Raw genomic sequence first — 25,314 nt, forward strand, 5'->3', positions numbered from 1 at the left:
AACGACGCTGGTACTGTCGGAGAAGACCTCGTCAGGGCCATCCCATGCGATTTCATGGGGGAGCGAAGCCGTCGATTCGCCCCAGCTAGACCGGGACCAGCAACGACAGCAGCAGCCCCAGCACCGCGCAGCCACCCAGCAGCGGCAGCACCCCGACCTTGAAGCGGAATAAGGCAACGGCCGCCGCCACGGCTATTGCCGCCGACATGGCGTCGAAGTGCCCGCCGAAGCCCTGCGGCCACAGCACGTGATAGGCGAAGAAGAGTGCCAGGTTCAGGATCACGCCCACCACCGCCGCGGTGATGGCGGACAGCGGCGCGGTAAACCCCAGCTTGCCGTGCGTTGCCTCGATGGCCGGGCCGCCGGCCAGGATGAAGACGAATGAGGGCAGGAAGGTGAAGAAGGTCACCACCGTGGCGGCCAGCGCTCCCGCGAGGAAGAGCGAATCAGGCCCGAGCACCCGGTGCAGCCAACCCCCGACGAAGCCGACGAAAGCCACGACCATGATCAGCGGGCCCGGCGTGCTCTCGCCCAGGGCCAGTCCGTCGATCATCTGCGCCCCCGACAGCCAGTGATGCTGCTCGACGGCGCCCTGGTAGACATAGGGCAGCACGGCATAGGCGCCGCCGAAGGTCAGCAACGCAGCCTTGGTGAAGAACCAGCCCATCTGCGTGAGGGTCGCGTGCAGCCCCTGGGTGGCGACAAGAACCCCCATGGCCGCGAGCCACAGGCCCAGGCCGGCGCCCAGCACCTTGAACAGCCGCGGGCGCGAGAAGCGCGCGTGCGGCGGGGTGGGTGTGTCGTCGTCGATCAGCGCGGCACCGTAGCTCTGCTGGGCCGCGCCGTGCCCGCCGCCCAGCGCGAAGACACCGGGCGCCCGTTTTGCACCGAAGTAGCCGATCAGCCCGGCCGCCAGCACGATGGCCGGAAACGGCGTGCCGAACGCGAAGATCGCCACGAAGGCCGCGGCGGCGATGCCCCACATCCACCTGTTTTTCAATGCCCGGCTGCCGATGCGATGTGCCGCATGCAGCACCAGCGCGGTGATCGCCGGCTTGATGCCGTAGAAGACGCCGGCCACCGCGGGCACGTTGCCGAAGCGGAGGTAGATCCACGACAGCGCGATCAGGATGAACAGCGAAGGCAGCACGAACAGAGCGCCGGCGACGATGCCGCCGCGGGTCCTGTGCATCAGCCAGCCGATGTAGGTGGCCAGTTGCTGTGCCTCGGGGCCGGGGAGCAGCATGCAGAAGTTCAGCGCGTGCAGGAAGCGCTTCTCGCTGATCCAGCGGCGGCGCTCGACCAGCTCGGTGTGCATGATCGCGATCTGCCCGGCGGGGCCGCCGAAGCTGATGAAGCCGAGCTTGAGCCAGAAGCGCAAGGCTTCGGCAAAAGTAACGGGCTGCGGGGGCGCGGAAGGCGCCAGGGTTGCGTCGGGCAGGGCAGTGTCCACGGAATGCTCCGTCGAGGGTCTCCAGCGCTTGGACGGGACACCGTCTTGCTTTGCAGGCCGGGAGGCTGTTTTCCCGGTGCGGCATCGTAGCAGCCCCAGGAGTGGTCCTTGCTTGCGGCAGGCGATAACATCTGTATATCCATCCAGTTGTTTCGCAATGGACTCCGAATCCCCCCTTCCGGTCGCGCATACCGTCTCCGTCAAGGCCCTGTGCGCCTTCGGCGCGAAGGCGGGCGACCTCGACCTTCGCTTCGTGCCCGCGCCCAGCGCGCTCGAAGGCATGGCCGGCCACGCGCTGGTGCAGCATCGGCGCGGCGGCGACTATGAATGCGAGGTCGGGCTCGAAGCCACCTGCGGCGGCGTGCATGTGCGCGGCCGCGCCGACGGCTATGAATTCCACAAGGCAAGGGTGGAAGAGATCAAGACCTTCCGAGGCGACTTCGACGCCATCCGCGGCAACCATCGCGCGCTGCACTGGGCGCAGGCCCGCACCTACGGCTGGATGCTCTGCGAGCGGGACGGCCACGACGAGATGACCGTCGCGCTGGTCTATTTCGACATCGCTACAGGCGACGAGACCGTGCTGGAGGAGCACCACACCCGCGAGGCACTGCGCGAGCATTTCGAGCTGCTGTGCGGCCGCTATGCCGCCTGGGCCGAAAGCGAAGCCGCGCACCGCGCCGCGCTGGACGGCACGCTGGCCGCGCTTGCGTTTCCGTACGGCAGCTTCCGCGCGGGCCAGCGCGAACTGGCGGAGGCCGTCTATCGCGCCGGCGCCGGCGGGCGCTGCCTCATGGCGCAGGCGCCCACCGGCATCGGCAAGACGCTGGCCACCATCTTCCCGCTGCTGAAAGCGCGTGCCGCCCGCAGGATCGACAAGCTGTTCTTCCTCACGGCCAAGACTTCGGGCCGGCCGGTGGCGCTCGATGCGCTGCGGGTGCTCGACAAGGGGCGCGGCCAGGGCCGGCTGCGCGTGCTCGAACTCGCGGCGCGCGAAAAAGTCTGCGAATACCCCGACCGCGCCTGCCACGGCGACGCATGCCCGCTCGCCAAGGGCTTCTACGACAGGCTGCCCGCCGCGCGCGAGCAGGCCGCGCAGGTTGCGTGGCTCGACCGCCAGGCGCTGCGTGACATCGGCCTCGCGCACGAGGTCTGTCCTTATTTCCTCGCGCAGGAAATGGCGCACTGGGCCGACGCCATCGTCGGCGACTACAACTACTACTTCGACAGCAGCGCCTTTCTCTACGCCACCATGCGCGAGGCCGACTGGCGCGCCGCCGTGCTGGTGGACGAGGCCCACAACCTGCTCGAACGCGCACGCGGCATGTACACCGCCGAGCTCGACGGCGGCGCGCTGGAGGAAGCCCACCGGGTGGCCCCGGCCGTGTTGCGCGGCCCGCTGGCCCGCGTGTTCCGCGAGTGGGACACCGTGCAGCAGTCGCAGCAGGCCGGCTACGAAACCGGCGACGAGATCCCCGAGCGCTTTCTTCGCACCCTGCAGGCGGCCAACACCGCCATGGCCGAGCACTTCGCGGCCACGCCCGACGCCTCGCAGGGGCCGCTGCAGCGCTTCTTCTTCGACGCGCTGCATTTCGCGCGGCTGGCCGAGGCCTTCGGCGATCACTCCGTGTTCGAGCGCACGCTGGGCGCCACGCAGCAGGCGCGCAGGCTGGCAATCCGCAACCTGGTGCCGGCGCCGTTCCTGCAGGGGCGCTTCGTGGAGGCGGCGTCGGTCACCTGTTTCTCGGGCACGCTGTCGCCCTTCGAGTTCTACCGCGACGCCCTCGGCCTGCCCGAAGACACCGCGCTGCTCGACGTGGCCTCGCCGTTCCACAGCGCGCAACTGCGCGTCGAGGTGGCCATGGACGTGTCGACGCGCTTTCGCGACCGCGCGGGCTCGCTGCGCAATGTGGCGGACATCATCGGCGCGCAGTTCGAGCGCCTGCCGGGCAACTACCTCGCGTTCTTCAGCAGCTTCGACTACCTGGAGAAAGCCTGCGCCGCCTTCTCGATGCGGCACCCCGGGGTGCCGGTGTGGACGCAGACCCGCGGCATGCGCGAGGCCGAGCGCCACGGCTTCATCGCGCGCTTCGAGGAAGGCGGGCAGGGCATCGGCTTCGCGGTGCTGGGCGGCGCGTTCGGCGAGGGCATCGACCTGCCGGGCAGCCGGCTCATCGGCGCGTTCGTGGCCAGCCTGGGGCTGCCGCAATACAACGAGCTCAACGAGATCACCCGCGAGCGCATGCAGGCGCGCTTCGGCAAGGGCTACGAGTACACCTACCTCTACCCGGGCCTGCAGAAGGTGGTGCAGGCCGCCGGCCGCGTGATCCGCACCGAGGAAGACCGGGGCGTGCTGCATCTGCTGGACGACCGCTTCGCGCGCGCCGAAATCCGCGAACTGCTGCCGCGCTGGTGGCACGTGCGAATGGCCGGGGATGCAGATGGCGCGCAATGAATTAAGCCGCTGTTGATATTCAGGCTTTCCCATTGAAATGGAATTAACTGCGAATTAAAACTGACGAGACATTCTTGCAATGTGCTTCCTGTCGATGCCTTATTCGATGCTTAAACTCGATATGGGAATTTTCAACAGCAGGATTGTCTTTAATGAAATCAATTGAATTGATTAGCAAATCGTTAGTTGCCGAAAGCTCGCGCAGAAATTTTTTGCAAATGGGTGCGCAGACCGCAACGGTGTTCCTGGGAGGCTCTGCTCTGGCTGGTTGCGGGGGCGGCGGCTCGAGCAGCGGGCCGACGGCGGGCGTGGGAAATCTGCTCCCTGCTGCCACCCATCCGTCCGGCAACGAGTCGTCACCGCCCGCAACTGTCTCATCCGTTGAAAACCAGCCGGCATCTCACGGCGTCGCCACGACGGCCGAGGATTTCTCGCCCACGGCGACGAGCCCGACCGTTCAATCGTTCTCTCCGTCTGCCGAGGTCGCCGGCAAGGTGATTGTCATCACCGGTTCCAGGTTCGATTCAACCGCCTCCGTGAGCTTCGGAGCCGTATCGGCGACGCAATTCCGCGTGGACTCGGCAACGCAAATCTCCGTCACCGTGCCCGCGTCGGCCACGAGCGGCCCCGTCATCGTTCGAACCACGGGGGGAGCGGTGCGGTCCAGCGCGCACTTCGCGGTATTGACCGCGCCCACCCCGGCAACCGGCTATCGGCTCGCCTGGCATGACGAGTTCGACGGCACCAGCGTGGACGGCCAAAAGTGGCGGATGGTCAATGAAAAGCGGGACGACGCGCAGCAGACGCCCAGCGCCATCGATGTAGCCGACGGCATCGTGACGATCTCGACCTATACGGACGCAGGCACGCACTACACGGGCTGGCTGGATACGAACAAGGACCCGGGCTGCAAATTCACCTTCGGATATATCGAGGCGCGCGTTCGATTCGTGAACGCTCCGGGGCAGTGGTCCGCGTTCTGGCTCATGTCCAACAGCAACAGGGCGTACACGCCGGAAAATCCGGCCGCAGGCGTTGAAATCGACATCATCGAGCACCGTGCGGTCGGGGCAAACAACGTGGGTGATTTCAGCAACCGGCATTCGAGCGCGGTGCATTGGAATGGCTACAAGGAGGGAGAGAAGAAGAGCGCCGGCAGCGGCGTGAATCCGCTCCCGGTGGGAGAGTCCTTTTCCGAATGGCATACGGCAGGGGTGCTCTGGACTTCGGATAAATATCAGTTCTTCCTTGACGGAAAGCAGTTCTGGGAGACCTCCGAAGGGATTTCGCAAAGCCCCGAATACATCCTGCTGACCACCGAGATCAAGGACCTGGCCTGGGCGGGCAATATTCCCCCGGAAGGCTATGGCCGGCGAGGCGCAAGCTCCAATCCGGTCATGCAGGTCGACTGGGTCCGCCTCTGGCAACCATGACTGAAGGCACATGACAAGGAAGACGCGCACTGCCAGACGCCTCGAGCACGCCGCCCAGCCCGACCTGTTCGGCGAGGCGCCGGCGGCGGCCGTCGATGGCCTGCGCTACGAGCGCGCCTTCCTGTCGCTTGCCGAAGAGGCCGAACTGCTGGGCATCGTGCAGGGCCTGCCGCTCAAGGAGATGCGCTACATGGAATACACGGCGCGGCGTCGGGGCACCAGCTTCGGCGGCAGCTATGACTTCGACACCAATCGCCTCAAGCCCGGTCCGCCGCTGCCGGAAGCACTGCACCCGCTGCGCGCGAAGGTCGCCGCGTGGGCCGGCATCGCGCCCGAAGACCTCGGCCACATGCTGATCGCCGAGTACCGGCCCGGCACGCCGCTCGGATGGCACCGCGACGTGCCCGACTTCGAGGACATCATCGGCGTCTCGCTGCACAACGACGCGGTGATGCAGTTCAGGCCCTACGTGCCGGGCGCACCGGCCTCGGGGCCGGCCGCGCTCGAGTTCCTGATCGAGCCGCGCTCGGTCTACCTGCTGCGCGGGCCGGCGCGCTGGGCATGGCAACACGCCATTGCACCGACCGAGGCGCTGCGCTACTCCATCACCCTGCGAACACGTAGAACGCGCTGACCACGCGCAACCGGCGGGCGAAAGACAGGGCCTGCGCACAGACGGACGAAGAGGCCGAGCGGCAGCCAGGCTCCTACAGGCGCCGGTGCTGCGCGCCGACGGGTCGGCGCGCGAGGCTTTTCTAAGGTTGGGCGATGTTCGATTCAGACCCCGCCGATGCCCTTGCCTCCCTCACGCTCCGGCATGGCCGCGATCTGGCGCTGAAGCACCTGGTCGACGCGGGCCTCGACGTGCTGCCGCTGCCCGGCGGCGGCCAGACCCTCGCGCGCTGGCGCGTGCTGGCGGCGGTCGCGGCGCACGATCTCTCGCTCGTCAAGCTCTTCGAAGGCCACACCGACGCGCTCGCCATCCTGGCCGAGCTCGGCGGCGTGCCGGCCGTTCCGCCTGGCGCGCGCTGGGGCACGTGGTGCGCCGAGCCGCCCGATGCGCGCGTCGTTTTCGAAGCGGCTGAAGGCGGGCGCGATCTGCGGGTGAACGGCACCAAGGCCTGGTGCTCGGGCGCGGCCAGCGTCACGCATGCGGTGGTCAGCGGCTGGAATACGGAAGGCCAACCGTGCCTGGCCGCGGTCGCGATGGACCAGCCCGGCGTTCGCGTGACCGGCGAAGGCTGGCATGCCGTCGGCATGGCCGCGAGCGCCAGCGTGGACGTGCGCTTCGACGACGCGCGGGCCGTGCTGGTCGGCCAGCCCGGCGACTACACGCGGCGCCCGGGCTTCTGGCAGGGTGGGGCGGGCATCGCCGCCTGCTGGTTCGGCGGCGCGCTCGGCATCGCTCGGCGGGTTCGCGAATCCACCGGGCCGAAGGCCGACGCTCACCGGCTGGCCCATCTGGGCGCCATGGAGGTCGCGCTCGGCGGCGCCGCTGCATTGCTGCGCGAATCCGCCGAATGGATCGACCGCCATCCGCGAGACAACGCGCAGCGCGTCGCGATGCGGGTCCGGCTCGCTGTGGAGCGGGCTGCGGAAGAACTCATGCACCACGCCGGCCGGGCGGTGGGCGCCGGCCCGCTGTGCCGTGAACCGAAGTTCGCGCGCGCCATGGCCGATCTGCCGGTGTTCCTGCGCCAGAGCCATGCCGAGCGCGACCTCGCGGCGCTGGGCCAGTCGATCATCACCAGCAACACCGAAGAGGGAACGTCGCCATGGACGCTGTAGAAAGCCGCGCCATCCGCGGCGAAGGCACGACCGAAGCCGAATGGCGCAACTGGCCCGGCCTGGCGGGCCTGCCCACGGTTTCGCCGCACGATCTGGTTCCCGCGGGGTCGCGCGCGGTCGTGGTCGCGCCGCACCCTGATGACGAGGTGCTGGCCGTCGGTGGACTGCTCGCGCAGCTTGCCGACAGCGGCACGCCGGTGGAAGTGATCGCCGTGACCGACGGCACCGCCAGCCATCAGGGGTCCACCGAATGGCCGCCCGAGCGGCTCGCGCAGGCCCGCCCGCGCGAGAGCCTGAGGGCGCTGCATCGCCTGGGTCTGGCCGGCATCGAGCCCACCCGGCTGGGCATGCCCGATGGCGGCCTGAAGGAGCAGCGGGCGGTGCTCGCGGCGCGCCTGGTGTCGCTGCTGCGGCCACGCGACGTGGTCTTCACCACTTGGCGCAACGACGGCCACCCCGACCATGAAGCCACCGGGGAGGCCTGTGCCATGGCTGCGGCGAGCGCGGGCGCGCGGCTGGTCGAAGTGCCGGTCTGGGGCTGGCATTGGTCGCACCCCGGCGATGCGCGCATGCCGTGGCAGCACGCCTTTCGCCTGTTGCTCAGCGAGGAAGCCGTGCGCCGCAAGCGCGCGGCGGTACAGGCCTTCACCAGCCAGCTGCGCAGTGACGCGTCCACCGGTTCCGGCCCGGTGCTGCGCGAAACCACCGTGCAACGCGCCGCGCGGCCTTACGAGGTGGTGTTCCTGTGACCGATGGTCAGCGCCCCTATTTCGACGCGCTCTATGCGCACAGCGACGACCCGTATGCGCTGCGCGACCGCTGGTATGAAGCCCGCAAGCGCGCCGTGCTGCTGGCCGCGCTGCCGCGGCAGCACTACGCCAAGGCCTATGAACCCGGCTGCGGCGCCGGCGAACTCACGCATGCGCTCGCGGCACGCTGCGGGCAACTGCTGGCGAGCGATTTTTCCGACCGCGCGGTGCAGATCACGCAAGAGCGCACCCGCGAATTGACCAACGTGCGTGTCGAACAGCACGCGCTGCCCGGCGATTGGCCGCGGGACGCCGGCCCCTTCGACCTGATCGTGCTCAGCGAAGTCGGCTACTTCCTGCAGCGCGCGGACATGCAGCGCGTGGCCGAATGCTGCAAAGCCTCGCTGGCCGCGGACGGCACGCTGGTTGCCTGCGACTGGCGGCCCGGCTTCGAGCAGCGAAGCCTGCCGACTGACGAGGTGCACGGCATCCTCGGCGCGCTCGGCCTCGCGCGCCTCGTGCTTCACGAGGAAGACGATTTCGTGCTGCATGCATGGGCGCGCGACGGCCGCTCGGTGGCGCAGCGCGAGGGCATCCGGTGATCGGCGTCGTCATTCCCGCGCACAACGAATGCGAACGGCTGGGCGCCACGCTGGCCGCCGTCTGGGTCGCGGCGCGGCACGAATCGCTGTGCGGCGAGCCGGTCGGCGTGATCGTGGTGCTCGACAGCTGCACCGACGGCAGCGAGCGCATCGCCGAGCAGCATCGCGTGGCGCGGCTGGCGCTCGACGTGCGCAACGTCGGCATTGCGCGTGCCCGTGGTGCCGAGCTGTGCATCGAGGCCGGCGCGCGCTGGCTGGCCTTCACCGATGCCGACACCGTGGTCGCCCCGGACTGGCTTGCGATGCAACTGGCCGAAAACGCCGATGCGGTGTGCGGCTGCGTCAGCGTGGACGACTGGAGCGTGCTCGGCGCCGAGGGCGAGCGGGCGAGGGCGCATTTCGACAGCCGCTACACGCATGCCGACAACCACCGGCATGTGCACGGCGCCAACCTCGGCGTGGCGGCCGAGGCCTATTGCCGTGCCGGCGGCTTCGCGCCGCTGGCCTGCAGCGAAGACGTGGCGCTGGTCGAGGCGCTGGAGGCCAGCGGTGCGCGCATTGCCTGGAGTGCCGGCCCGCGCGTCACCACCAGCGCGCGAACCGATGCGCGTGCGCGCGGCGGCTTCGGCGACACGCTGCTGGCCATGGTGGCTTCGCTGGCAGCACCGGTGCCGCTGCTCGCCGGCACGCCGGCGTGAGTGGCCTGCTGACACGCCCTTGACACAAGACAGACAGCGCTTACGCGAGGCGCTTGCGTCTTCTTACCCGCAAGGCCGCTTGCATCTCCAGCATCGGAAGCTCCTCAACCTTGCAGGAGCAGCAACATGCCAAGAGGCGACAAGTCGTCCTATTCGGACAAGCAGAAGCGGCAGGCCGAGCACATCGAGGAAGGCTACGAACATCGCGGCGTCGGCAAGGCCGAAGCCGAGCGCCGCGCCTGGGCCACGGTGAACGCCGAGACCGGCGGCGGAAAGAAGTCGGGCTCGGGCCGCGGCAAGGCCGAGAACCATGCGCCGGCGCGCAAGGGCGGCCGGCTGGGTGGCGCTGCCGCGGCGCACCGCACGGCAGCCGAGCGTTCCGCCTCGGCCAGGAAAGCCGCCGCCACCCGCAAGCGAAACGCCGAGACGCGTGGCTGAGCGTCCGGGGCGCTGGCGATGCACATCATTCTTGGCGCGACGGGACACGTCGGCTCGGCGCTCGCGCAGGCCTTGCTCGGGCGCAACGAGCCCGTCACCGTGCTGACGCGCGATGCGAGCAAGACCGAAGCGTTGCGCCGCAAGGGCGCGCGCGTGGCGGAACTCGACGTGTTCGACACGCCCGCGCTGCACCGGGTGTTCCAGGGCGGCAAGAGGATCTTCGTGTTGAACCCGCCGGCGCCCCCGTCCACCGACACGGTCGCCGAGGAACGCCGCAGCTTGCGCGCCATCCTGGCCGCGCTGGAAGGCTGCAGGCCAGAGAAGATCGTTGCCGAATCGGTGTATGGCGCGCAGCCCGGCGAAGGCATCGGCGACCTCGGCGTGCTTTACGAGATGGAACAGGCGCTGCAGGCCGGGCCGGCGCCGTTCAGCGCGTTGCGCGCGGCCTACTACATGAGCAACTGGGACGCGTCGCTCAAGACCGCGCGCGAAGAGGGCAAGGTGCACACCATGTACCCGCCGGATTTCACGCTGCCGATGGTCGCGCCGCACGACCTGGGCGAGTTCGGTGCAAAGCTGATGCTGGGGCCGGCCGAGTCTTCGGGGCCGCACCATGTCGAAGGGCCGGCGCGCTACTCGTCGGCCGACGTGGCGGCGGCTTTCGCAGAGGCCCTGGGGCGGCCGGTGGAGGCAGTGCAGACGCCGCAGGCGCAATGGGTGCCGGCATTCGAGGCGCTGGGCTTTTCGAACGCAGCGGCCAGGTCTTATGCGGAGATGACGCGCATCACGCTCGAAAACAGGTTCGAGCCGCAGCGGCCGGAGCGCGGCGCGATCACGCTGGCTGGCTACATCACCGCGCTGGTCAGAAAAAGCCCAGGTTAGCGATGTTGGCAACGCGCCAATCGCGTGGCCGAAAGGCGCGGAAGCGGCTCTGGCGCTCGCGCGAATCGGACATTCCGCAGCGATCTCTGGCGGCAGCCTGACAACTTGCACCCGGCGCGCACGCAGGTGCGCCTGCACGATGCGTTCGTCTTGCGCGACGTTGCCTCGAACGCGCGTTCTACCCCTGCCAACATCGCCCAACACACCGTCTTGTCACGCCGTCAAAGCCCGTTTGCCCGCGGCGTGGCGCGTCTATACGATCCCGCGCCTCAGTCCCTCTCCAAAGGAATGCACGGGTGCCCTCGACGACCGATTTCTCTTCCGGCAATGCCGGCTGGCAGCAACGCAGCCGGCGCCATGTGTGGCACCCATGCACCCAGAGCATCCGGCTCGAAGCCGCGCCGCCGCTGCCCATCGCGCGCGGCCAGGGCGTCTGGCTGTTCGACCACGAAGGCAGGCGCTACATGGATGCGACCAGCTCGTGGTGGGTCAACCTGTTCGGCCATGCGCACCCGGCCATCAACGCCGCGCTGAAGGCACAGCTCGACACGCTGCCGCACGTGATGCTCGCGGGCTGCACGCATGCGCCGGCGGTGGAACTGGCCGAGCGCCTGTCGGCGCTCACGGGCCATGCGCTGGGCCATTGCTTCTATGCGTCCGACGGCGCTTCGGCGGTGGAGATCGCGCTGAAGATTAGCTTCCATGCCTGGCGCAATGCCGGTCGTGACGGGAAGCGGCGCTTCGTGGCGCTGCGCCAGGGCTACCACGGCGAGACCCTGGGCGCGCTGCACGTGACCGACGTGCCGGTGTTCCGCGACGCCTACGCGCCGTTGCTCGCGAACGCGCACCTCGTCGCTTCGCCGGATGCGCGCAGCGCGTTACCGGGCGAAAGCCCCGCCGACGTGGCGAGCCGCGCAGCCGCCGAACTCGAAGCGCTGCTGGCCGCGCACCACGACAGCATCGCCGCCGTCATCCTCGAGCCGCTGGTGCAATGCGCCGCCGGCATGGCGATGCACGACCCCGAATACCTGCGCCGCGTGCGCGCGCTGTGCAACCGTCATGAGGTGCACCTGATCGCCGATGAGATAGCGGTCGGCTGCGGCCGCACCGGAAGCTTCTTCGCCTGCGAGCAGGCCGGCATCTGGCCGGACTTCCTGTGCTTGTCGAAGGGCATCAGCGGCGGCTACCTGCCGCTCGCGCTGGTGATGACGCGCGACGACATCTACGCGGGCTTCATCGACGACGACGCGGCGCGCAGCTTTCTGCATTCGCACTCGTACACCGGCAACGCGCTGGCCTGCCGCGCGGCGCTGGCCACGCTCGACCTGTTCGACAGCGAAGACGTGTTGCGGCGCAACCGCGCCCGTGCCGCGCGCCTGCTGCAAAGGCTGCAGGATGGGCTCGAAGGCTTGCCGGTCGATCACCTGCGCCAGCAGGGCCTGATCACCGCGTTCGACGTGCGCGAGCCGGGCGCGCGCTTCGCCGAACGGTTCCACATGGCCGCGCGCGGCCACGGGCTGTTGATGCGCCCGATCGGCAACACCGTTTACCTGATGCCGCCGTATGCCATCGACGACGGCGAGGTCGACCTGCTGGTCGACGGCACGCTGGCCACGCTGAAGGCGGTAGCGGCCACCGGTGAACAGGAAGAAGAAGGAGCCCGCGATGCCGCGCTTGCTTGACCGCCTTCAGGGCGAGATCGATGCGCTCGACGCGCAATCGCTGCGCCGCCGCCGCCAGATCGCCGAGACCGCCTGCGCGCCCCGGCAGACGCTCACGCTGCACGGTGCCTCCGCGCCGCGCACCATGCTCGGCTTCAGCAGCAACGACTACCTGGGCCTTGCCGCGCATCCCGCGCTGGCGGCCGCCTGGGCCGAAGGCGCCGCGCTGTACGGCACGGGCAGCGGCGGTTCGCACCTGATCCTGGGCCACTCGCGCGCGCATGCGCAACTCGAAGAGCGGCTCGCGGACTGGATGGCACCGTTCATCCCCGAGGCGCGCAGCCTGTTCTTCTGCACCGGCTACATGGCCAACCTCGCGGTGCTGTCGGCGCTGGGCGGTGCGGAGGCGGTGATCTTCTCGGAGGCGCTCAACCACGCCTCGCTGATCGACGGCGCGCGGATGGCCAAGGCCCGCGTCGAGCGCTATCCGCATCGCGACGTTGCCGCGCTCGACGCGCAGCTCGGCGCCTGCGATGCGCCGGTCAAGCTCATCGTGAGCGACGCGGTGTTCAGCATGGACGGATGCATCGCGCCGGTGGCCGAACTGCTGGCGCTGGCCGAGCGGCACGACGCCTGGCTGGTGCTCGACGATGCGCACGGCTTCGGCGTGCTGGGCGCCACCGGGCGCGGCGTGCTCGAAGCCATGGGCTTGCGCTCCGAGCGGCTGGTGCTGGTGGGCACGCTGGGCAAGGCGGCAGGCGTGGCGGGCGCCTTCGTGGCGGCGCATCGCACCGTCGTCGATTACCTGGTGCAGCGCGCGCGGCCCTACATCTTCACCACGGCCGCGCCGCCGGCCGTCGCGCATGCCTTGCTCGCCAGCCTTTCATTGATCGAAGGCGAGGAGGGCGACGAGCGGCGCGGCCGGCTGCAGGCCCGCATCGCGCAGCTGCGGCAGGGGCTGGCCGGGGTGCTGCCCCGCGACGGCGGCGCGTGGCTGCCGCCGTCGCCCACGGCAATACAGCCGCTGATCGTCGGGGACAACGCACGCGCGATGCGCACGATGGCGCTGCTCGATGCGCAGGGCCTGCACGTCGGCGCGATCCGCCCGCCCACCGTGCCCGAGGGCACCGCGCGGCTGCGCATCGCGCTGTCGGCCAGCCACACGGAGGCCGACGTGGCTCGGCTGATCGACGCAATGGGGCAGGCGCTCGCGCAGCAGCCTTGCAAGGAGGCCGCATGACGCCGCGCCGCTGGTTCGTCACGGGCACCGACACCGGCATCGGCAAGACGCTGCTCAGCAGCGCGATGCTGAGCCTGCTGGCCGGCTCGGGCCTGCGCGCTGTCGGCATGAAGCCGGTGGCCGCGGGCCTGGAGCAGATCGGCGACGGGCAATGGCACAACGAGGACGTCACGCGCCTGCACGAGGCCGGCAACGTCGACGCGCCGCTGGCGTTGCGCTGCCCGTACCTGCTGCGCGCGCCCATGTCGCCGCACCTCGCGGCCAAGGACGAGGGCGTGCGCATCGCGCTGCAGCCGCTGCTGTCGGCCTTCGCGCAACTGTCGGCGCGCGCCGATGCGGTGGTGGTCGAGGGCGTGGGCGGCTTCTGCGTGCCCTTCGGCGACGACCTGGACAGCGCCGACCTCGCCGTGGCGCTGGGCTTGCCGGTGATCCTGGTGGTCGGGCTGCGGCTGGGCTGCCTCAACCATGCGCTGCTGACCGCCGAGGCGATCCGCGCGCGCGGGCTGGTGCTCGCGGGCTGGGTGGCCAGCCTGGTCGATCCGCTGATGCTCGCGCCGCAGGCCAACCTGCAGACGCTGCGGGCCCGGCTCGGCGCGCCTTTGCTGGGCATCGTGCCGCACCTGGCGCAGGCCGATGCCGCACAGGCGGCCCGCCACATCGACCTGCGTGCCCTGCGCGCGACGGCGGCTCACGCCGCGCGCCTCGCCGCCGTGCAAGTGCCGGAAGCCTCAGCCGCGCCGGCCTGATTCCGCCAGCCGCTTGGCCCGCGCGCCGCCCTGGCGCTCGAGCATCCAGCCGGGGTACTCGGCGGGCAGCGCGCTCACCTTGTCCAGCGTGGCCAGTTCGTCGGGTGTCAGCTTGATGGCGGTGGCGGCGATGTTGTCGTCCAGCTGCTCGACGCGCTTGGCGCCGATGATCACGCTGGTCACCACCTGCTGGTGCAGCAGCCATGCCAGCGCGATCTGCGCCACCGACACCTTGCGGCCCTCTGCCAGCTCGCGCATCGCGTCGATGCAGTCGTAGGCGCGGTCGATGTTCACCGGCGGAAAGTCGAAGGTGGCGCGGCGGCTGCCTTGCTCGGCCTCGATGTCGCGGCCGAACTTGCCGCTCAGCAGGCCGCCCGCCAGCGGGCTCCAGACCATCAGGCCGACGTTCTCGCTGCGCAGCATGGGCGCCAGTTCGCGTTCCAGGTCGCGCCCGGCGATGGTGTAGTACGCCTGCAGCGACTCGAAGCGCGCCAGCCGGTCGCGCTCGGCGATGCCCAGCGCCTTGGCGATCTGCCAGGCGGCCCAGTTCGACACGCCCACGTAGCGCACATGGCCGTGGCGCACGAGGGTGTCGAGCGCATGAACCGTCTCCTCGATGGGCGTGAGCGGGTCGAAGCCGTGGATCTGGTACAGGTCGATATGGTCCAGCTGCAGCCGCTTCAGGCTGGCCTTGACGCCGTCCATGATGTGAAAACGCGAGGCGCCGGCCGAGTTGACGCCCTTGCTGCCTGTCTCGCCCAGCACCTTGGTCGCCAGCACGAAGCTGTCGCGCGGCAGCTTGAGGTTTTTCAGGGCCTGGCCGGTGATCTGCTCCGACAGCCCTTCGGAGTACACGTCCGCCGTGTCGATGAAATTGATGCCGGCGTCCAGCGCGCGGCCGATGAGCCCTTCGGCCTCGGACTGCTGCAGGTTGCCGATCTGGCCCCAGATGCCGGAGGAGCCGCCGAAGGTCATGGTGCCCAGGCACAGTTCCGACACCAGGAGGCCGGTGCGGCCGAATTTGCGGTATTGCATGGCGTGATTCCTTTGCGTTGAAGGCGCTCCGGTACCGGTCGGCCCGGGGCGACAGCAAAAAGTATCCGGCCGCGGACCCCGGCGAGGCGAGCGCGTTCCTGCAAAGTATTTGCCTGATTCTCCAGACCTCTTTTGCCGTGCGTGCGAATTTCCGGGCGGGGCGCTAAGCTGCAAACCGCTCATTCCTCCACGGCCGCCGCGCGGCCCCCATCGCGACAAGGCCCTGAACATGTCCGACGAAACACCCCAAATCAACGCCGTGGTCGGCCAGCCGGCCCAGCCGATGCCGCTCGAACCCGAGATCGACGAAGCCCGCAAGGAACTGGTGGCGCTGCTCAAGCACGTCATGGGCGGGCAGGACGGCACCGTCGTCACCGCCGTGCCCGGCCTGCATGTGTTCTGCATCAGCAAGCCCGAAGGCCCCAAGCACGCCTTCGCGTCCCCGGCGCTGGGGCTGATAGCGCAGGGCTCCAAGCGAATCATCGTGGGCGACGACATCTATGTGTACGACCCCATGCACTACCTGGTGACCTCGGTCGACCTGCCGGTGTGCGGCCAGGTGCGCGTGGCCAGCCACAACGAACCCTACCTGGGGTTGCGGCTGGAACTGGCGCTGGACGACATCGGCGAGCTGATTCGCGACGAGAAGCTGCCCGCCAAGGCCAACGCGCCGGCATCGCGGGGCATGTACGTCAACCGCATCGCCATGCCCGTGCTGGAGCCGGTGCTGCGCCTGCTCCGGCTGCTGGACACGCCGGAGGACGTGCCGATCATGGCGCCGCTCATCAAGCGCGAGATCATGTATCGCCTGCTGGTGAACGGCGAAGGCGCGCGGCTGCGGCAGATCGCGCTGCAGGACAGCCACACCCAGCGCATCGCCAAGGCCATCAGCGCGCTGCGCGTGAACTACGCGCAGTCGTTGCGAGTGGAGGACATGGCGCGCGCGGTGCACATGAGCGTGTCGTCGTTCCACCATCACTTCAAGGCCGTCACCGCCATGAGCCCGCTGCAGTACCAGAAGCAGCTGCGGCTGCAGGAGGCGCGCCGGCAGATGCTGATCGCCGGCGCTGACGTGGCCTCGGCCGCGCACGCCGTGGGCTACGAAAGCCCGTCGCAGTTCGCGCGCGAGTACGGCCGCATGTTCGGCGCGCCGCCGCTGCGCGACAAGCGCCGCTGGCTCGGCGAAGCGGGCAACGACGCGCTCGCCGCGGCCTCCATGGAAGCGGCATGACGCGCACGGCCGGTTCGCTTCATGGCTGAGTCGAAGGTCGCGATCTACGGCGCCATCGGCGCGAACGTTGCGATCGCCATCACCAAGTTCGTGGTGGCGGGCATCACCGGCAGCTCGGCCATGCTGTCCGAAGGCATCCACTCGGCCGTCGACACTTTCAACGGCGTGCTGCTGCTGGTGGGGCTGCGGCTGAGCAAGCGGCCTGCCACGCAGGAGCATCCCTTCGGGCACGGCAAGGAGCTGTACTTCTGGAGCCTGATCGTCGCGGTGCTGATCTTCGGGCTGGGCGGCGGCGTGTCGTTCTTCGAAGGCATACAGCACATCCGCCACCCCGAGCCGATGCGCGACCCGACCTGGAACTACGTGGTGCTCGCGGCCGCGGCGCTGTTCGAGGGCACGAGCTTCTTCATCGCGCTGAAGGAGTTTCGCGCGCAGGCACGCGGGCAGCCCTTCTGGCAGGCGCTGGACCGCAGCAAGGACCCGACCACCTACACCGTGCTGGCCGAAGACTCCGCCGCGCTGGCGGGGCTGGCGGTGGCGGCGCTGGGCATCTACTTCAGCCACTCACTCGGCATGCCCGAGCTCGACGGCGTGGCCTCGGTGGTCATCGGCGTGCTGCTGGCGGGCGTGGCGGTGTTCCTCATCCGCCAGGCGCGCGGGCTGCTGATCGGGGAGGGAATCCGGCCGGAGACGGCGCGCGCCATCCGCGCCATCGCCATGGAGCAGCCGGGCGTGGAAGACGTGGGCCACGTGCTGTCGATGTACATCGGCGCCGACGAGGTGCTGGTGGTCGTCGACGTCAACTTCAGGGACGACACCCAGACCGGCGCCGCCGCCGATGCCGTCGCGGCCATCGAGCGGCAGGTGCGCGCGCGGTTCCCGATGATCAAGCGCATCTTCATCGAGGCGAGCGACGCGCCGGCGCCCGACAAGGCAACGCAAGGAAAGGCGGGCGCCTTCTAGCACTTGCCGCAATTTCTTGCGTCGTCACGACCATGCAGGATTCACGAGATTTCGCTATTGTTCTGGCCGCTGCAGCAGCCCGCTCATTCGAACGGGGGAACCCAACAACACGGAGAAATGCATGCTTTGGGAAAAGAAGCTGGCGCAGTGGAGCGCCGGTGTCCGCGCACGCGCCAACCTGCCGGCGCGGCTCACCTTGTGGGACGGACAGTCCTTCGACTTCGGCAACTTCAGCGGGCCCGCGGTCACGCTGCACGTCAAGTCGCCCGCCGCGCTGTCGCTGATGCTGCAGCCCACGCTCGACAACCTCGGCGAGGCCTACGTCAAGAGCAAGATCGACATCGAGGGCAAGCTCAGCGACGTCATCGACATCGCCTACGGGCTCGCCAGGACCTCCATCGACAAGCCCGGCGGCGCGCTGCAGAACATGGCGCGCTACTTCACGCACACCAAGTCGTCGGACAGGAAGTCGATCCAGTACCACTACGACGTGTCGAACGCCTTCTACCAGCTGTGGCTCGACCCGAACATGGTGTATTCATGCGCCTACTTCGAGAACGGCGACGAAGACCTCGCGACCGCGCAGCTCAAGAAGATCGACCACATCCTCACCAAGATCCAGCTCAAGCCGGGCCAGACCCTGCTGGACATCGGCTGCGGCTGGGGCGCGCTGGTGATCCGCGCGGCGCAGAAGTTCGGCGCGCGCTGCGTGGGCGTGACGCTGTCGCAGAACCAGTTCGACCTGGCCAATGAGCGCGTGAAGGCCGCGGGCCTGGAAGACCGCATCGAGATCCGCCTGCAGGACTACCGCGACGTGACCGGCCAGTTCGACCGCATCACCAGCGTCGGCATGTTCGAGCACGTGGGCCGCAAGAACCTGCCCGATTACTTCAAGCGCGTGCAGCAGCTGCTGGCCGACGACGGCGTGGTCATGAACCACGGCATCACCTCGTCGGACCCGGAGGGCGGTGGCGTGTCTTATGGCGGCGGCGACTTCATCGACCGCTACGTGTTCCCGAACGGCGAGCTGCCGCACATCAGCCTCGCGCTGCAGGCCATGCAACAGGGCGGGCTCGAGGCCTTCGACGTCGAGAACCTGCGCCGCCATTACGCGCAGACGCTGCGCTGCTGGAGCGACGCCTACGAGGCCAACGCAGCCAAAGCCCGCGAACTGGTCGACGAAGAAAAATTCCGCATCTGGCGCGTCTACCTTGCGGGCTGCGCCTATGCCTTCGAGAACGACGACGTGGCGATCTACCAGATCGTCGGGCGCAAGGCGGGCAGGGCGGCGAAGACGCTGCCCTGGTCGCGGCGCTACATCTACGACAACACCTCGGCACTGAGCGCCGGGAGCTGAGCGATCACCTTGATCTCGAACTGGAAGCCGTAGAGCCAGGTCACGCCGATGCCCGTCAGCGTGGGGTGGGGCGCTTCGCCCCAGTATTGGGGCACCAGTTTCCAGATTTTCTCGAAGTTCTTTTCGGGGTCGACGATGAAGACGGTCACGTCGACCACGTCGTCGAAGGTGCAGCCCGCGGCCGCCAACACAGCGTTCAGGTTGCCGAAGGCGCGGTGCACCTGCGCCTCCAACTCCGGCTCGGGCGAGCCGTCCTCGCGGCTGCCCACCTGCCCGGAGACGAACAGGAAGCCGTTGGCGCGCACCGCCGGCGAATAGCGGTTCTTTTCATAGAGCGCCTGGCGCCCGGGCGGGAAAACGACGTCGCGTTGGGCCATGGGTTGCTTTCTTCCTGCTGTGAGTGATGACGATGGAGGGACTTTAGGCAGCCCCGCCGTTCCGATAAACGGGCAAGGCCAACAATCACTGTTTGGTAAACCCAAACAATCCCGGAGCCGACAGGAGCAGCGCACATGGACCGTTTCGATGCGATGCAGGCGTTCGCCCGCGTGGTGGAAGCAGGCAGCTTCACCAGGGCGGCCGACACGCTGCACATGAGCAAGACCACCGTGACGCAACTGGTGCAGCAGCTCGAAGCGCGGCTGCGCGTGAAGCTGCTCAACCGCACGACGCGCAAGGTCAACGTCACGGCCGACGGCGCGGCCTACTACGAGCGCGTGGTGCGCCTGCTGGCCGACATGGACGATGCCGAGACCAGCCTGTCGGACGCCTCGGCATCGCCAAGGGGCCGGCTGCGGGTGGACGTGCCCAGCCCGCTGGCACGCATGATCCTGGTGCCGGCGCTGCCGGCCTTTCATGCGCGCTACCCCGACATCCAGCTCGACATGGGCGTGAGCGACCGCATGGTGGACCTGATCAGCGAGAACGTGGACTGCGTGGTGCGCGGCGGTGAACTCGCCGACCGGTCGCTGATGGCGCGCCGCGTGGGCGACCTGCGGCTCGGGGTGTATGCAGCGCCGGCCTACCTGGAACGTGCCGGCATGCCGGCGCATCCGCGCGAGCTGGAAGACACGCATCACCGCATCGTGGGCTTCCTGTGGTCGCGCGACGGCAAGACTTTTCCGTATGCGATGCATCGCGAAGAAGGCGACGAGCGCATCGAGGTGCAGGGCCGCTACGTGCTCTCGGTCGACGACGGCAATGCCTACCTCGCGGCGGGCCTGGCCGGGCTGGGCGTGCTCTGGCTGCCGGACTACATGGCCAAGGGGCACCTGGCCAGCGGCGAACTCGTGCCGCTCTTCCAGGACTGGCGGCTCGACCCGATGCCGCTGTACCTGGCGTTTCCGCCCAACCGGCATGTCAGTGCCAAGCTGCGCGTCTTCATCGACTGGGTGGCCGAGCTGATGGCGCGGCACGCGCCTGTGATGCGGCCCTGAGAGCTTGAGCAGCGGACAGGGGCTCGTGCCGTCTATAGCATCCACCGCTCATGACATCTCCATCAAGAACAACAAGACGCCCCCTGGTCATCGCGTCGATCATGGCTTCCATGGCCATGGTGGCCATCGAAGCGACCATCGTTTCCACCGTGATGCCGCAGATCGCCTCGGAGCTGGGCGGCCTGCACCTGTACAGCTGGGTGTTCGCATCCTTCCTGCTGGCGCAGACCGCGATGACGGTGGTGTTCGGCAAGCTCTCCGACCTGTACGGGCGCAAGCCCATCATGTTCGTGGGCATCGCGGTGTTCGTCATCGGCTCGGTGCTGGCGGGCTTCGCGTGGTCGATGCCCGCCATGATCTGCTTCCGGCTGATCCAGGGCATCGGCGCCGGCGCCATCCAGCCCGTGTCGCTCACCATCGTGGGCGACCTGTACCCGGCGCGCGAGCGCGGCAAGGTGCAGGGCTACCTGGCCAGCGTGTGGGCGGTGTCGGCGGTGGTGGGGCCGATGATCGGCGCGCTCATCGTGCAGAAGCTGTCGTGGGCCTGGATCTTCTGGGTCAACGTGCCCATCGGGCTGGCCGCCGCCGCGGGTTTCTGGCTCTACCTGCACGAGGCGCCGACCGTGCGGCGCTCGTCCATCGACATCGTGGGCGCGGTGCTGTTCACCATCGGCATCGCGGCGCTGATGATCGCGCTGACCGACTTCGGCATCGGCGACACCGGCAGCGCCGTGCTGTGGACGGCGGTGTTCGCCGTCACGCTGGTGCTGTTCGTCATGCAGGAGCGCCGCGCCGCCGACCCGATGGTGTCGCTCAAGCTGTGGGGCGCCCGCATCATCGCCACCGTGAACGGCGCGGCCATGCTGGGCGGCATGGTGCTGATCGGCATCACCACCTTCCTGCCGATGTATGTGCAGGTGGTGCTGCAGCGCTCGTCGGTCACCGCAGGGCTCACGCTCACCATGGTGATGCTGGGCTGGCCCATCGGCGCGACGCTGACCTCGCGCACCTTCCACCGCATCGGCCTGTGGCGCATGGTGCTGATCGGCGGGGCGCTCATTCCGGTGGGCACGGCGGCGTTCGCGCTGCTGTCGGCCAACAGCACGCCGCTGCTGGCGGCGGTCGGCTCCTTCATCATGGGGCTGGGCATGGGCGTGATGAGCCTGGCTTCGCTCATCCTCATCCAGGAAGCGGTGGACGTGGCGCAGCGCGGCGTGGCCACGGCGTCGAACGTGTTCTCGCGCAACCTCGGCAGCGCGCTGGGCGCGACCTTCTTCGGGGCGGTCTTCAACTTCGGCCTCACGCGCGGCGATGGCGCCATGGCCTTCACCGACGACCAGCTGCGCCTGCTCCTGCAGGGCTCGCACGGCACGGCCGCAACGGACGCGGGCATCCGCCTGGCGCTGGGCGGCTCGCTGCACCTGACCTTCGTGACGATGCTGGTCGTGAGCCTGGGCGTGGTCGCGCTGGCATTGCTGCTGCCCAAGGAAGGGCTGGAGAGCCACGCGATCGGGGCCGGCAAGCCCGCGCCGAAGTAGCTCCTGGGCCGGGGCGGCTCAGGCGGGCGCGGCCACCAGCCGCTTGCGCATGAGCTGCAGGTAGTAGCCCGGCGCGTAGTCGTCGATGCGGGCGTAGTCCTCGTAGCCGTGCTTCAGGTAGAAGCCGCGCGCCTGCCACTCGAAGGTGCCCAGCTTCGCGTTCTTCGCGCCCAGCGCTATGCCCTGGCGCTCGGCGTCCGCCAGCAGCCGGCTGCCCAGCCCGGTGCCGCGCATGTCTTCTTCGACGAACAGCACGTCGATGTCGAGCCAGTACAGAAACACATACGCGCGCAGGCCGCCGACCAGCCGGCCGGACTCGTCCCGCGCATTGGTGCGCACGTACTGCTGCTCGGGGTACTCGCCGACGAAGCCGTAGTTGAAATGGCGCAGCTTGCGGCCAAGTTCACCGGAGCGGAGCTCTTCGTCGGTGGGTGTCGAAAACGTGATGTTCATGGCGGCCGGGTCCCGATGGGTGTTGCGGAGGCGGAGGCGGCATTCTGCCCATCCCCGGCTGCCGCATAACGATGCGCGCTTTCCTTCTTTGTCTCCCGCGCCCCTCGTTGATACGGTCACGCCTTTGCATTTGCGGGGCGAGAGACCATGGGCGCGAGAGATTTCGAGAGGCAGGCTCTGTCGGGCGCCGACGGGGCCATCCAGCATCATGCCGACGTGCTGGTGATCGGTGGCGGCCCGGCCGGTGCCTGGGCCGCGGTGAGCGCGGCGGCGCAGGGCGCGCGCGTGCTGCTGGCCGACAAGGGCTTCTGCGGCACCTCTGGCGCCACCGCGCCTTCGGGCACCGGGCTCTGGCATGTGTCGCCGGACGGCAAGGCGCGCGAGGAGGCCAAGGCCAGCCGCTATGCCATGGGCGGGCAGCTGGCCGAGCATGCGTGGATGGACCGCGTGCTCGCGCAGACCTGGGACAACGTCGAACGCCTCAAGGACTGGGGCTATCCGTTCCCGGCCGACGACCAGGGCACGCTGCGCTGCACCTCGCTGCAGGGGCCCGAATACATGCGGCTGATGCGCAAGCGGGTGAAGGAATCGGGCGCGCGCATTCTCGACCACAGCCCGGCCCTGGAACTGCTGGTGGACGAGCACGGCACCGTCTGCGGTGCCACCGGCGTGAACCGCCAGACCGGCGACACCTGGGTGGCGCGCACCGGGGCGGTGGTCATCGCCACCGGCGGCTGTGCATTCCTGAGCCGTGCGCTGGGCTGCAACGTGCTCACCGGCGACGGCCAGTTGATGGCCGCCGAGGCCGGCGCCGCGCTGTCGGGCATGGAGTTCTCCAACGCCTACGGGTTGGGGCCGGCGTTTTCGTCGGTCACGAAATCGCTCTTCTACAACTGGGCGACCTTCTACACGGCCGACGGCGTGGCCATCGAGGGCGCGGGTTCGTCGAAGGGGCGCGGCGTGATCGCGCAGACGCTGCAGTCGCAGCCGGTGTTCGCCTGCCTCGACCGCGCCGACGCGCAGATCCGCGCCTGGATGCGCACCGCGCAGCCCAACTTCTTCGTGTCGTTCGACCGGCAAGGCATCGACCCGTTCAGCCAGCACTTTCCCGTGACGCTCCGGCTCGAAGGCACGGTGCGCGGCACGGGCGGGCTGCACCTGGTCGACGACTCCTGCGCGACCTCGGTGCCCGGCCTGTATGCGGCCGGCGACGCGGCCACGCGCGAGCTGATCTGCGGCGGCTTCACCGGCGGCGGCAGCCACAACGCGGCCTGGGCGCTGTCGTCCGGCTTCTGGGCCGGCGCGGGCGCGGCGGTTTTCGGTCGCGATGCACGCGCCGGGCTGGCGCAGCGCACCGCGTTGCGCGCTGGCGGCGTCGCGCTGGCCACGCGCGGCGCCTCGCAGTTCGACAGCGCGGAGGTGGTACGCGCGGTGCAGGCCGAAGTCTTTCCCTACGAGCGCAACTGGTTCCGCGAAGGCGACGCATTGCGCGACTCGCTCGGCCGGCTCGATGCCCTCTGGGCGCGGCTGCGCACCAGCGCGCCCGCCGCCACCGCCACCGAGGCGGTGCGCGCACGCGAGGCCGCGGCCATGCTGGCCACCTCGCGCTGGATGTACCGCAGCGCGCTGCAGCGCACCGAAACGCGCGGCATGCACCGGCGCCGCGAACATGGCGTGATCGACCCCGCGCAGCGCCACCGCCTGCTCAGCGGCGGGCTCGACGAGGTATGGGTCCAGCGCCAGGCCGTGCAGGAGGTTTCCGCATGATCGAAGTCGTGAGTGCCGAGCGCTGCACCGCCTGCAACATCTGCGTGAATGCCTGCCCGACCAACGTGTTCGAGGCCGTGCCCGGCGCGCCGCCGCGCATCGCGCGCCAGGACGACTGCCAGACCTGCTTCATGTGCGAGCTCTACTGCCCGGAAGACGCGCTGTACGTCGCGCCGATTGCCGACCGGGGCGCCACCGCCGAAGAGCGCGGCGCCGCGGCCGAGTCCCTCATGGGCAGCTACCGCAGCGCCATCGGATGGGGCAGGGGACGCGAGTCGACCGCCTCCGCCGACGCGAGCTTCGAACTGCTGCGCCGCGCGCACTGAGCCACCTTTTTCTTTCCTTCTTGCGAGTTTTCGATGACCGACCAGTCAGGCCGCCGCAGGTTGCTGCGCGGCGCCATTGCCGCGGCGGGCGCCAGCGCCTTGCCACTTTTCTCCATTGCCCAGGGCAGCGGCCAGGTGCTTCGCCTGGGCTACATCGGCCCGGGCAAGAAGCCCGCGAATGCCACCGGCTGGGCATTGCGCCAGGGCCATCTGCAGCGCGAACTCGCGGCACTGGGCTTCACCGACGTGACCACGCGCAACTTTCCGAACGGGCCCGATCTCAACGAGGCCTTCATCGCGGGCGCGCTCGATGTGGGCATCTACGGCGACACGCCCGCCATCGTGGCGCGATCGCGCGGGCTGGAGAGTCAGCTCATCGGCTTCGACGCAGTCGGCATGAACGTGTGGCTGCTCACGCCGCGCAACGGCGTGCGCAGCGTGAAGGAACTCGATGGCAAGTCCATCGGCGTGGCGCGCGGCTCCTACATGCACCGCTATGTGCTGGGCCTGCTCAAGGAACACGGGCTGCAGAAGTCCGTCAAGGTGATCCACATGTTCCCGCGCGACGGCGAGGCGGCGCTCGACCAGGGCTCCATCGCGGCATTCGCGGCGCAGATCGACGTGGGGCCGCTGCTGGCCTCGCGCGGCTATCCGGTGATCGACGAGGCCGAGCAGCACCCGACCCTGCGCGGCACGTCGGTGATCGTGGCCTCCAGCAAGCTCCTTGCCGCCGCGCCGGGCGTGCCCGCCGCATGGACCCGCGCACGCCGCACCGCGCTGCAGGAGATCCGGCGCGACAGCGCGGCCTATTACGCCTTTCATGCCGAGGTCAGCGGCTTCCCGCTGGACGTCGTCAGAGTCTCGCATCCGCTGTCGCAGTTTTCCGAGGCCGCGTACCCGGCCGAAGGACTGGCGCTGCTCGACGAGGTCAAGAAATTCCTGCTGGCCGAGAACCTCGTGAGCCGCGACTTCGCGCTCGCGCAGTGGCGCGCGCCCGAGGCCTGAGCCGGCAGATCGGGCAAAACGCCTACCGGCACGAAGGCGCGCGCCGCAGTATGGTTGC

The 25,314-nt window shown here is 69.1% G+C and carries 24 protein-coding genes; 20 read left to right on the forward strand and 4 right to left on the reverse strand.

Features of this window, described 5'->3' with window-relative positions; all coding sequences use genetic code 11:
* Positions 1 to 85 precede the first annotated feature (85 nt).
* Positions 86 to 1,453, reverse strand: coding sequence for a chromate efflux transporter (gene chrA / locus QRN67_RS02915; RefSeq protein WP_285410347.1), 1,368 nt, complete (start codon positions 1,451 to 1,453; stop codon positions 86 to 88).
* A 157-nt stretch (positions 1,454 to 1,610) separates the two neighbouring features.
* Between chrA and QRN67_RS02920 the strand changes: the two genes are divergently transcribed.
* The 12 genes from QRN67_RS02920 to bioD all read left to right on the forward strand — a co-directional run bounded on the left by QRN67_RS02920 (position 1,611) and on the right by bioD (position 14,145).
* On the forward strand, positions 1,611 to 3,908 hold the full coding sequence (locus QRN67_RS02920; RefSeq protein ID WP_285410348.1) for an ATP-dependent DNA helicase: 2,298 nt from the start codon (positions 1,611 to 1,613) through the stop codon (positions 3,906 to 3,908).
* 152 nt (positions 3,909 to 4,060) lie between these two features.
* Positions 4,061 to 5,341, forward strand: coding sequence for a family 16 glycosylhydrolase (locus tag QRN67_RS02925; protein ID WP_285410350.1), 1,281 nt, complete (start codon positions 4,061 to 4,063; stop codon positions 5,339 to 5,341).
* A 10-nt stretch (positions 5,342 to 5,351) separates the two neighbouring features.
* A complete protein-coding gene (locus QRN67_RS02930; RefSeq protein WP_285410351.1) occupies positions 5,352 to 5,975 on the forward strand; it encodes an alpha-ketoglutarate-dependent dioxygenase AlkB in 624 nt (207 codons plus the stop codon).
* A gap of 134 nt (positions 5,976 to 6,109) precedes the next feature.
* Positions 6,110 to 7,129: an acyl-CoA dehydrogenase family protein gene (locus tag QRN67_RS02935; RefSeq protein WP_285410353.1), complete on the forward strand. Its 1,020-nt coding sequence runs from the start codon at positions 6,110 to 6,112 to the stop codon at positions 7,127 to 7,129.
* Positions 7,117 to 7,878 (forward strand): PIG-L deacetylase family protein, encoded by a 762-nt coding sequence (locus QRN67_RS02940; RefSeq protein ID WP_285410355.1) that lies wholly within the window; start codon positions 7,117 to 7,119, stop codon positions 7,876 to 7,878. Before QRN67_RS02935 ends, QRN67_RS02940 begins: the two co-directional genes overlap by 13 nt.
* Complete coding sequence (locus QRN67_RS02945) at positions 7,875 to 8,480, forward strand: class I SAM-dependent methyltransferase (protein WP_285410356.1); 606 nt, start codon at positions 7,875 to 7,877, stop codon at positions 8,478 to 8,480. The genes QRN67_RS02940 and QRN67_RS02945 overlap by 4 nt, the downstream gene beginning before the upstream one ends.
* The gene (locus tag QRN67_RS02950; RefSeq protein ID WP_285410358.1) at positions 8,477 to 9,178 is read left to right on the forward strand and encodes a glycosyltransferase family 2 protein; all 702 of its coding nucleotides are present in this window, start codon (positions 8,477 to 8,479) and stop codon (positions 9,176 to 9,178) included. The genes QRN67_RS02945 and QRN67_RS02950 overlap by 4 nt, the downstream gene beginning before the upstream one ends.
* A 126-nt stretch (positions 9,179 to 9,304) precedes the next feature.
* A complete protein-coding gene (locus tag QRN67_RS02955; RefSeq protein ID WP_285410359.1) occupies positions 9,305 to 9,616 on the forward strand; it encodes a plasmid stabilization protein in 312 nt (103 codons plus the stop codon).
* Between the two features lie 18 nt (positions 9,617 to 9,634).
* Complete coding sequence (locus tag QRN67_RS02960) at positions 9,635 to 10,498, forward strand: NmrA family NAD(P)-binding protein (RefSeq protein WP_285410361.1); 864 nt, start codon at positions 9,635 to 9,637, stop codon at positions 10,496 to 10,498.
* A 296-nt stretch (positions 10,499 to 10,794) separates the two neighbouring features.
* The gene (gene bioA / locus QRN67_RS02965; protein ID WP_285410363.1) at positions 10,795 to 12,180 is read left to right on the forward strand and encodes an adenosylmethionine--8-amino-7-oxononanoate transaminase; all 1,386 of its coding nucleotides are present in this window, start codon (positions 10,795 to 10,797) and stop codon (positions 12,178 to 12,180) included.
* On the forward strand, positions 12,164 to 13,399 hold the full coding sequence (gene bioF / locus QRN67_RS02970) for an 8-amino-7-oxononanoate synthase (protein WP_285410365.1): 1,236 nt from the start codon (positions 12,164 to 12,166) through the stop codon (positions 13,397 to 13,399). The genes bioA and bioF overlap by 17 nt, the downstream gene beginning before the upstream one ends.
* On the forward strand, positions 13,396 to 14,145 hold the full coding sequence (gene bioD / locus QRN67_RS02975; RefSeq protein ID WP_285410366.1) for a dethiobiotin synthase: 750 nt from the start codon (positions 13,396 to 13,398) through the stop codon (positions 14,143 to 14,145). Before bioF ends, bioD begins: the two co-directional genes overlap by 4 nt.
* Here the strand turns inward: bioD and QRN67_RS02980 are convergent.
* Complete coding sequence (locus QRN67_RS02980; RefSeq protein ID WP_285410368.1) at positions 14,128 to 15,180, reverse strand: aldo/keto reductase; 1,053 nt, start codon at positions 15,178 to 15,180, stop codon at positions 14,128 to 14,130. The genes bioD and QRN67_RS02980 overlap by 18 nt on opposite strands.
* Positions 15,181 to 15,409: 229 nt before the next feature.
* Here QRN67_RS02980 and QRN67_RS02985 point away from each other — a divergent pair, with 229 nt between their 5' ends.
* The 3 genes from QRN67_RS02985 (at position 15,410) to QRN67_RS02995 (ending at position 18,731) form a co-directional block, all read left to right on the forward strand.
* Entirely contained in the window at positions 15,410 to 16,411 is a 1,002-nt protein-coding gene (locus QRN67_RS02985; protein WP_285410369.1) for an AraC family transcriptional regulator, read from the forward strand.
* A gap of 21 nt (positions 16,412 to 16,432) precedes the next feature.
* Positions 16,433 to 17,374 (forward strand): cation diffusion facilitator family transporter, encoded by a 942-nt coding sequence (locus QRN67_RS02990; protein WP_285410371.1) that lies wholly within the window; start codon positions 16,433 to 16,435, stop codon positions 17,372 to 17,374.
* 121 nt (positions 17,375 to 17,495) lie between these two features.
* Positions 17,496 to 18,731, forward strand: a complete 1,236-nt coding sequence (locus QRN67_RS02995; protein ID WP_106934560.1) for a class I SAM-dependent methyltransferase — start codon at positions 17,496 to 17,498, stop codon at positions 18,729 to 18,731.
* On the opposite strand, the gene QRN67_RS03000 is transcribed toward QRN67_RS02995, so the two are convergent.
* The gene (locus QRN67_RS03000; protein ID WP_081271596.1) at positions 18,695 to 19,108 is read right to left on the reverse strand and encodes a RidA family protein; all 414 of its coding nucleotides are present in this window, start codon (positions 19,106 to 19,108) and stop codon (positions 18,695 to 18,697) included. The genes QRN67_RS02995 and QRN67_RS03000 overlap by 37 nt on opposite strands.
* 135 nt (positions 19,109 to 19,243) lie before the next feature.
* Between QRN67_RS03000 and QRN67_RS03005 the strand changes: the two genes are divergently transcribed.
* Both QRN67_RS03005 and QRN67_RS03010 read left to right on the forward strand, forming a co-directional pair.
* Positions 19,244 to 20,167: a LysR family transcriptional regulator gene (locus QRN67_RS03005; RefSeq protein ID WP_285410374.1), complete on the forward strand. Its 924-nt coding sequence runs from the start codon at positions 19,244 to 19,246 to the stop codon at positions 20,165 to 20,167.
* Between the two features lie 50 nt (positions 20,168 to 20,217).
* A complete protein-coding gene (locus QRN67_RS03010; RefSeq protein WP_106934557.1) occupies positions 20,218 to 21,705 on the forward strand; it encodes an MDR family MFS transporter in 1,488 nt (495 codons plus the stop codon).
* 18 nt (positions 21,706 to 21,723) lie between these two features.
* Here the strand turns inward: QRN67_RS03010 and QRN67_RS03015 are convergent, their stop codons facing one another.
* On the reverse strand, positions 21,724 to 22,158 hold the full coding sequence (locus QRN67_RS03015) for a GNAT family N-acetyltransferase (protein ID WP_285410376.1): 435 nt from the start codon (positions 22,156 to 22,158) through the stop codon (positions 21,724 to 21,726).
* Positions 22,159 to 22,305: 147 nt separating this feature from the next.
* Between QRN67_RS03015 and QRN67_RS03020 the strand changes: the two genes are divergently transcribed.
* From QRN67_RS03020 to QRN67_RS03030, 3 genes are read left to right on the forward strand one after another with little or no spacing between them, the layout of a single operon-like run.
* Entirely contained in the window at positions 22,306 to 23,925 is a 1,620-nt protein-coding gene (locus tag QRN67_RS03020; RefSeq protein ID WP_285410378.1) for an FAD-dependent oxidoreductase, read from the forward strand.
* On the forward strand, positions 23,922 to 24,251 hold the full coding sequence (locus QRN67_RS03025; protein ID WP_081271592.1) for a 4Fe-4S dicluster domain-containing protein: 330 nt from the start codon (positions 23,922 to 23,924) through the stop codon (positions 24,249 to 24,251). Before QRN67_RS03020 ends, QRN67_RS03025 begins: the two co-directional genes overlap by 4 nt.
* Positions 24,252 to 24,284: 33 nt before the next feature.
* Complete coding sequence (locus tag QRN67_RS03030; protein ID WP_285410381.1) at positions 24,285 to 25,256, forward strand: ABC transporter substrate-binding protein; 972 nt, start codon at positions 24,285 to 24,287, stop codon at positions 25,254 to 25,256.
* The last annotated feature ends 58 nt before the right edge of the window (positions 25,257 to 25,314 follow it).

The sequence above is a fragment of the Variovorax sp. efr-133-TYG-130 genome, from assembly GCF_030208835.1.
Classification (GTDB): domain Bacteria; phylum Pseudomonadota; class Gammaproteobacteria; order Burkholderiales; family Burkholderiaceae_C; genus Variovorax.

Coding starts and splice junctions, on each gene's coding strand:
- QRN67_RS02980 (WP_285410368.1), bottom strand. CDS start 15,180: ATGCAATACCGCAAATTCGGCCGCACCGGCCTCCTGGTGTCGGAACTG.
- QRN67_RS02990 (WP_285410371.1), top strand. CDS start 16,433: ATGGCTGAGTCGAAGGTCGCGATCTACGGCGCCATCGGCGCGAACGTT.
- QRN67_RS03010 (WP_106934557.1), top strand. CDS start 20,218: ATGACATCTCCATCAAGAACAACAAGACGCCCCCTGGTCATCGCGTCG.
- QRN67_RS02930 (WP_285410351.1), top strand. CDS start 5,352: ATGACAAGGAAGACGCGCACTGCCAGACGCCTCGAGCACGCCGCCCAG.
- QRN67_RS02985 (WP_285410369.1), top strand. CDS start 15,410: ATGTCCGACGAAACACCCCAAATCAACGCCGTGGTCGGCCAGCCGGCC.
- bioF (WP_285410365.1), top strand. CDS start 12,164: ATGCCGCGCTTGCTTGACCGCCTTCAGGGCGAGATCGATGCGCTCGAC.
- QRN67_RS02925 (WP_285410350.1), top strand. CDS start 4,061: ATGAAATCAATTGAATTGATTAGCAAATCGTTAGTTGCCGAAAGCTCG.
- QRN67_RS03030 (WP_285410381.1), top strand. CDS start 24,285: ATGACCGACCAGTCAGGCCGCCGCAGGTTGCTGCGCGGCGCCATTGCC.
- QRN67_RS02955 (WP_285410359.1), top strand. CDS start 9,305: ATGCCAAGAGGCGACAAGTCGTCCTATTCGGACAAGCAGAAGCGGCAG.
- QRN67_RS02920 (WP_285410348.1), top strand. CDS start 1,611: ATGGACTCCGAATCCCCCCTTCCGGTCGCGCATACCGTCTCCGTCAAG.
- QRN67_RS02940 (WP_285410355.1), top strand. CDS start 7,117: ATGGACGCTGTAGAAAGCCGCGCCATCCGCGGCGAAGGCACGACCGAA.
- QRN67_RS03025 (WP_081271592.1), top strand. CDS start 23,922: ATGATCGAAGTCGTGAGTGCCGAGCGCTGCACCGCCTGCAACATCTGC.
- QRN67_RS02960 (WP_285410361.1), top strand. CDS start 9,635: ATGCACATCATTCTTGGCGCGACGGGACACGTCGGCTCGGCGCTCGCG.
- bioD (WP_285410366.1), top strand. CDS start 13,396: ATGACGCCGCGCCGCTGGTTCGTCACGGGCACCGACACCGGCATCGGC.
- QRN67_RS03005 (WP_285410374.1), top strand. CDS start 19,244: ATGGACCGTTTCGATGCGATGCAGGCGTTCGCCCGCGTGGTGGAAGCA.
- QRN67_RS03015 (WP_285410376.1), bottom strand. CDS start 22,158: ATGAACATCACGTTTTCGACACCCACCGACGAAGAGCTCCGCTCCGGT.
- QRN67_RS02995 (WP_106934560.1), top strand. CDS start 17,496: ATGCTTTGGGAAAAGAAGCTGGCGCAGTGGAGCGCCGGTGTCCGCGCA.
- QRN67_RS03020 (WP_285410378.1), top strand. CDS start 22,306: ATGGGCGCGAGAGATTTCGAGAGGCAGGCTCTGTCGGGCGCCGACGGG.
- QRN67_RS03000 (WP_081271596.1), bottom strand. CDS start 19,108: ATGGCCCAACGCGACGTCGTTTTCCCGCCCGGGCGCCAGGCGCTCTAT.
- QRN67_RS02935 (WP_285410353.1), top strand. CDS start 6,110: ATGTTCGATTCAGACCCCGCCGATGCCCTTGCCTCCCTCACGCTCCGG.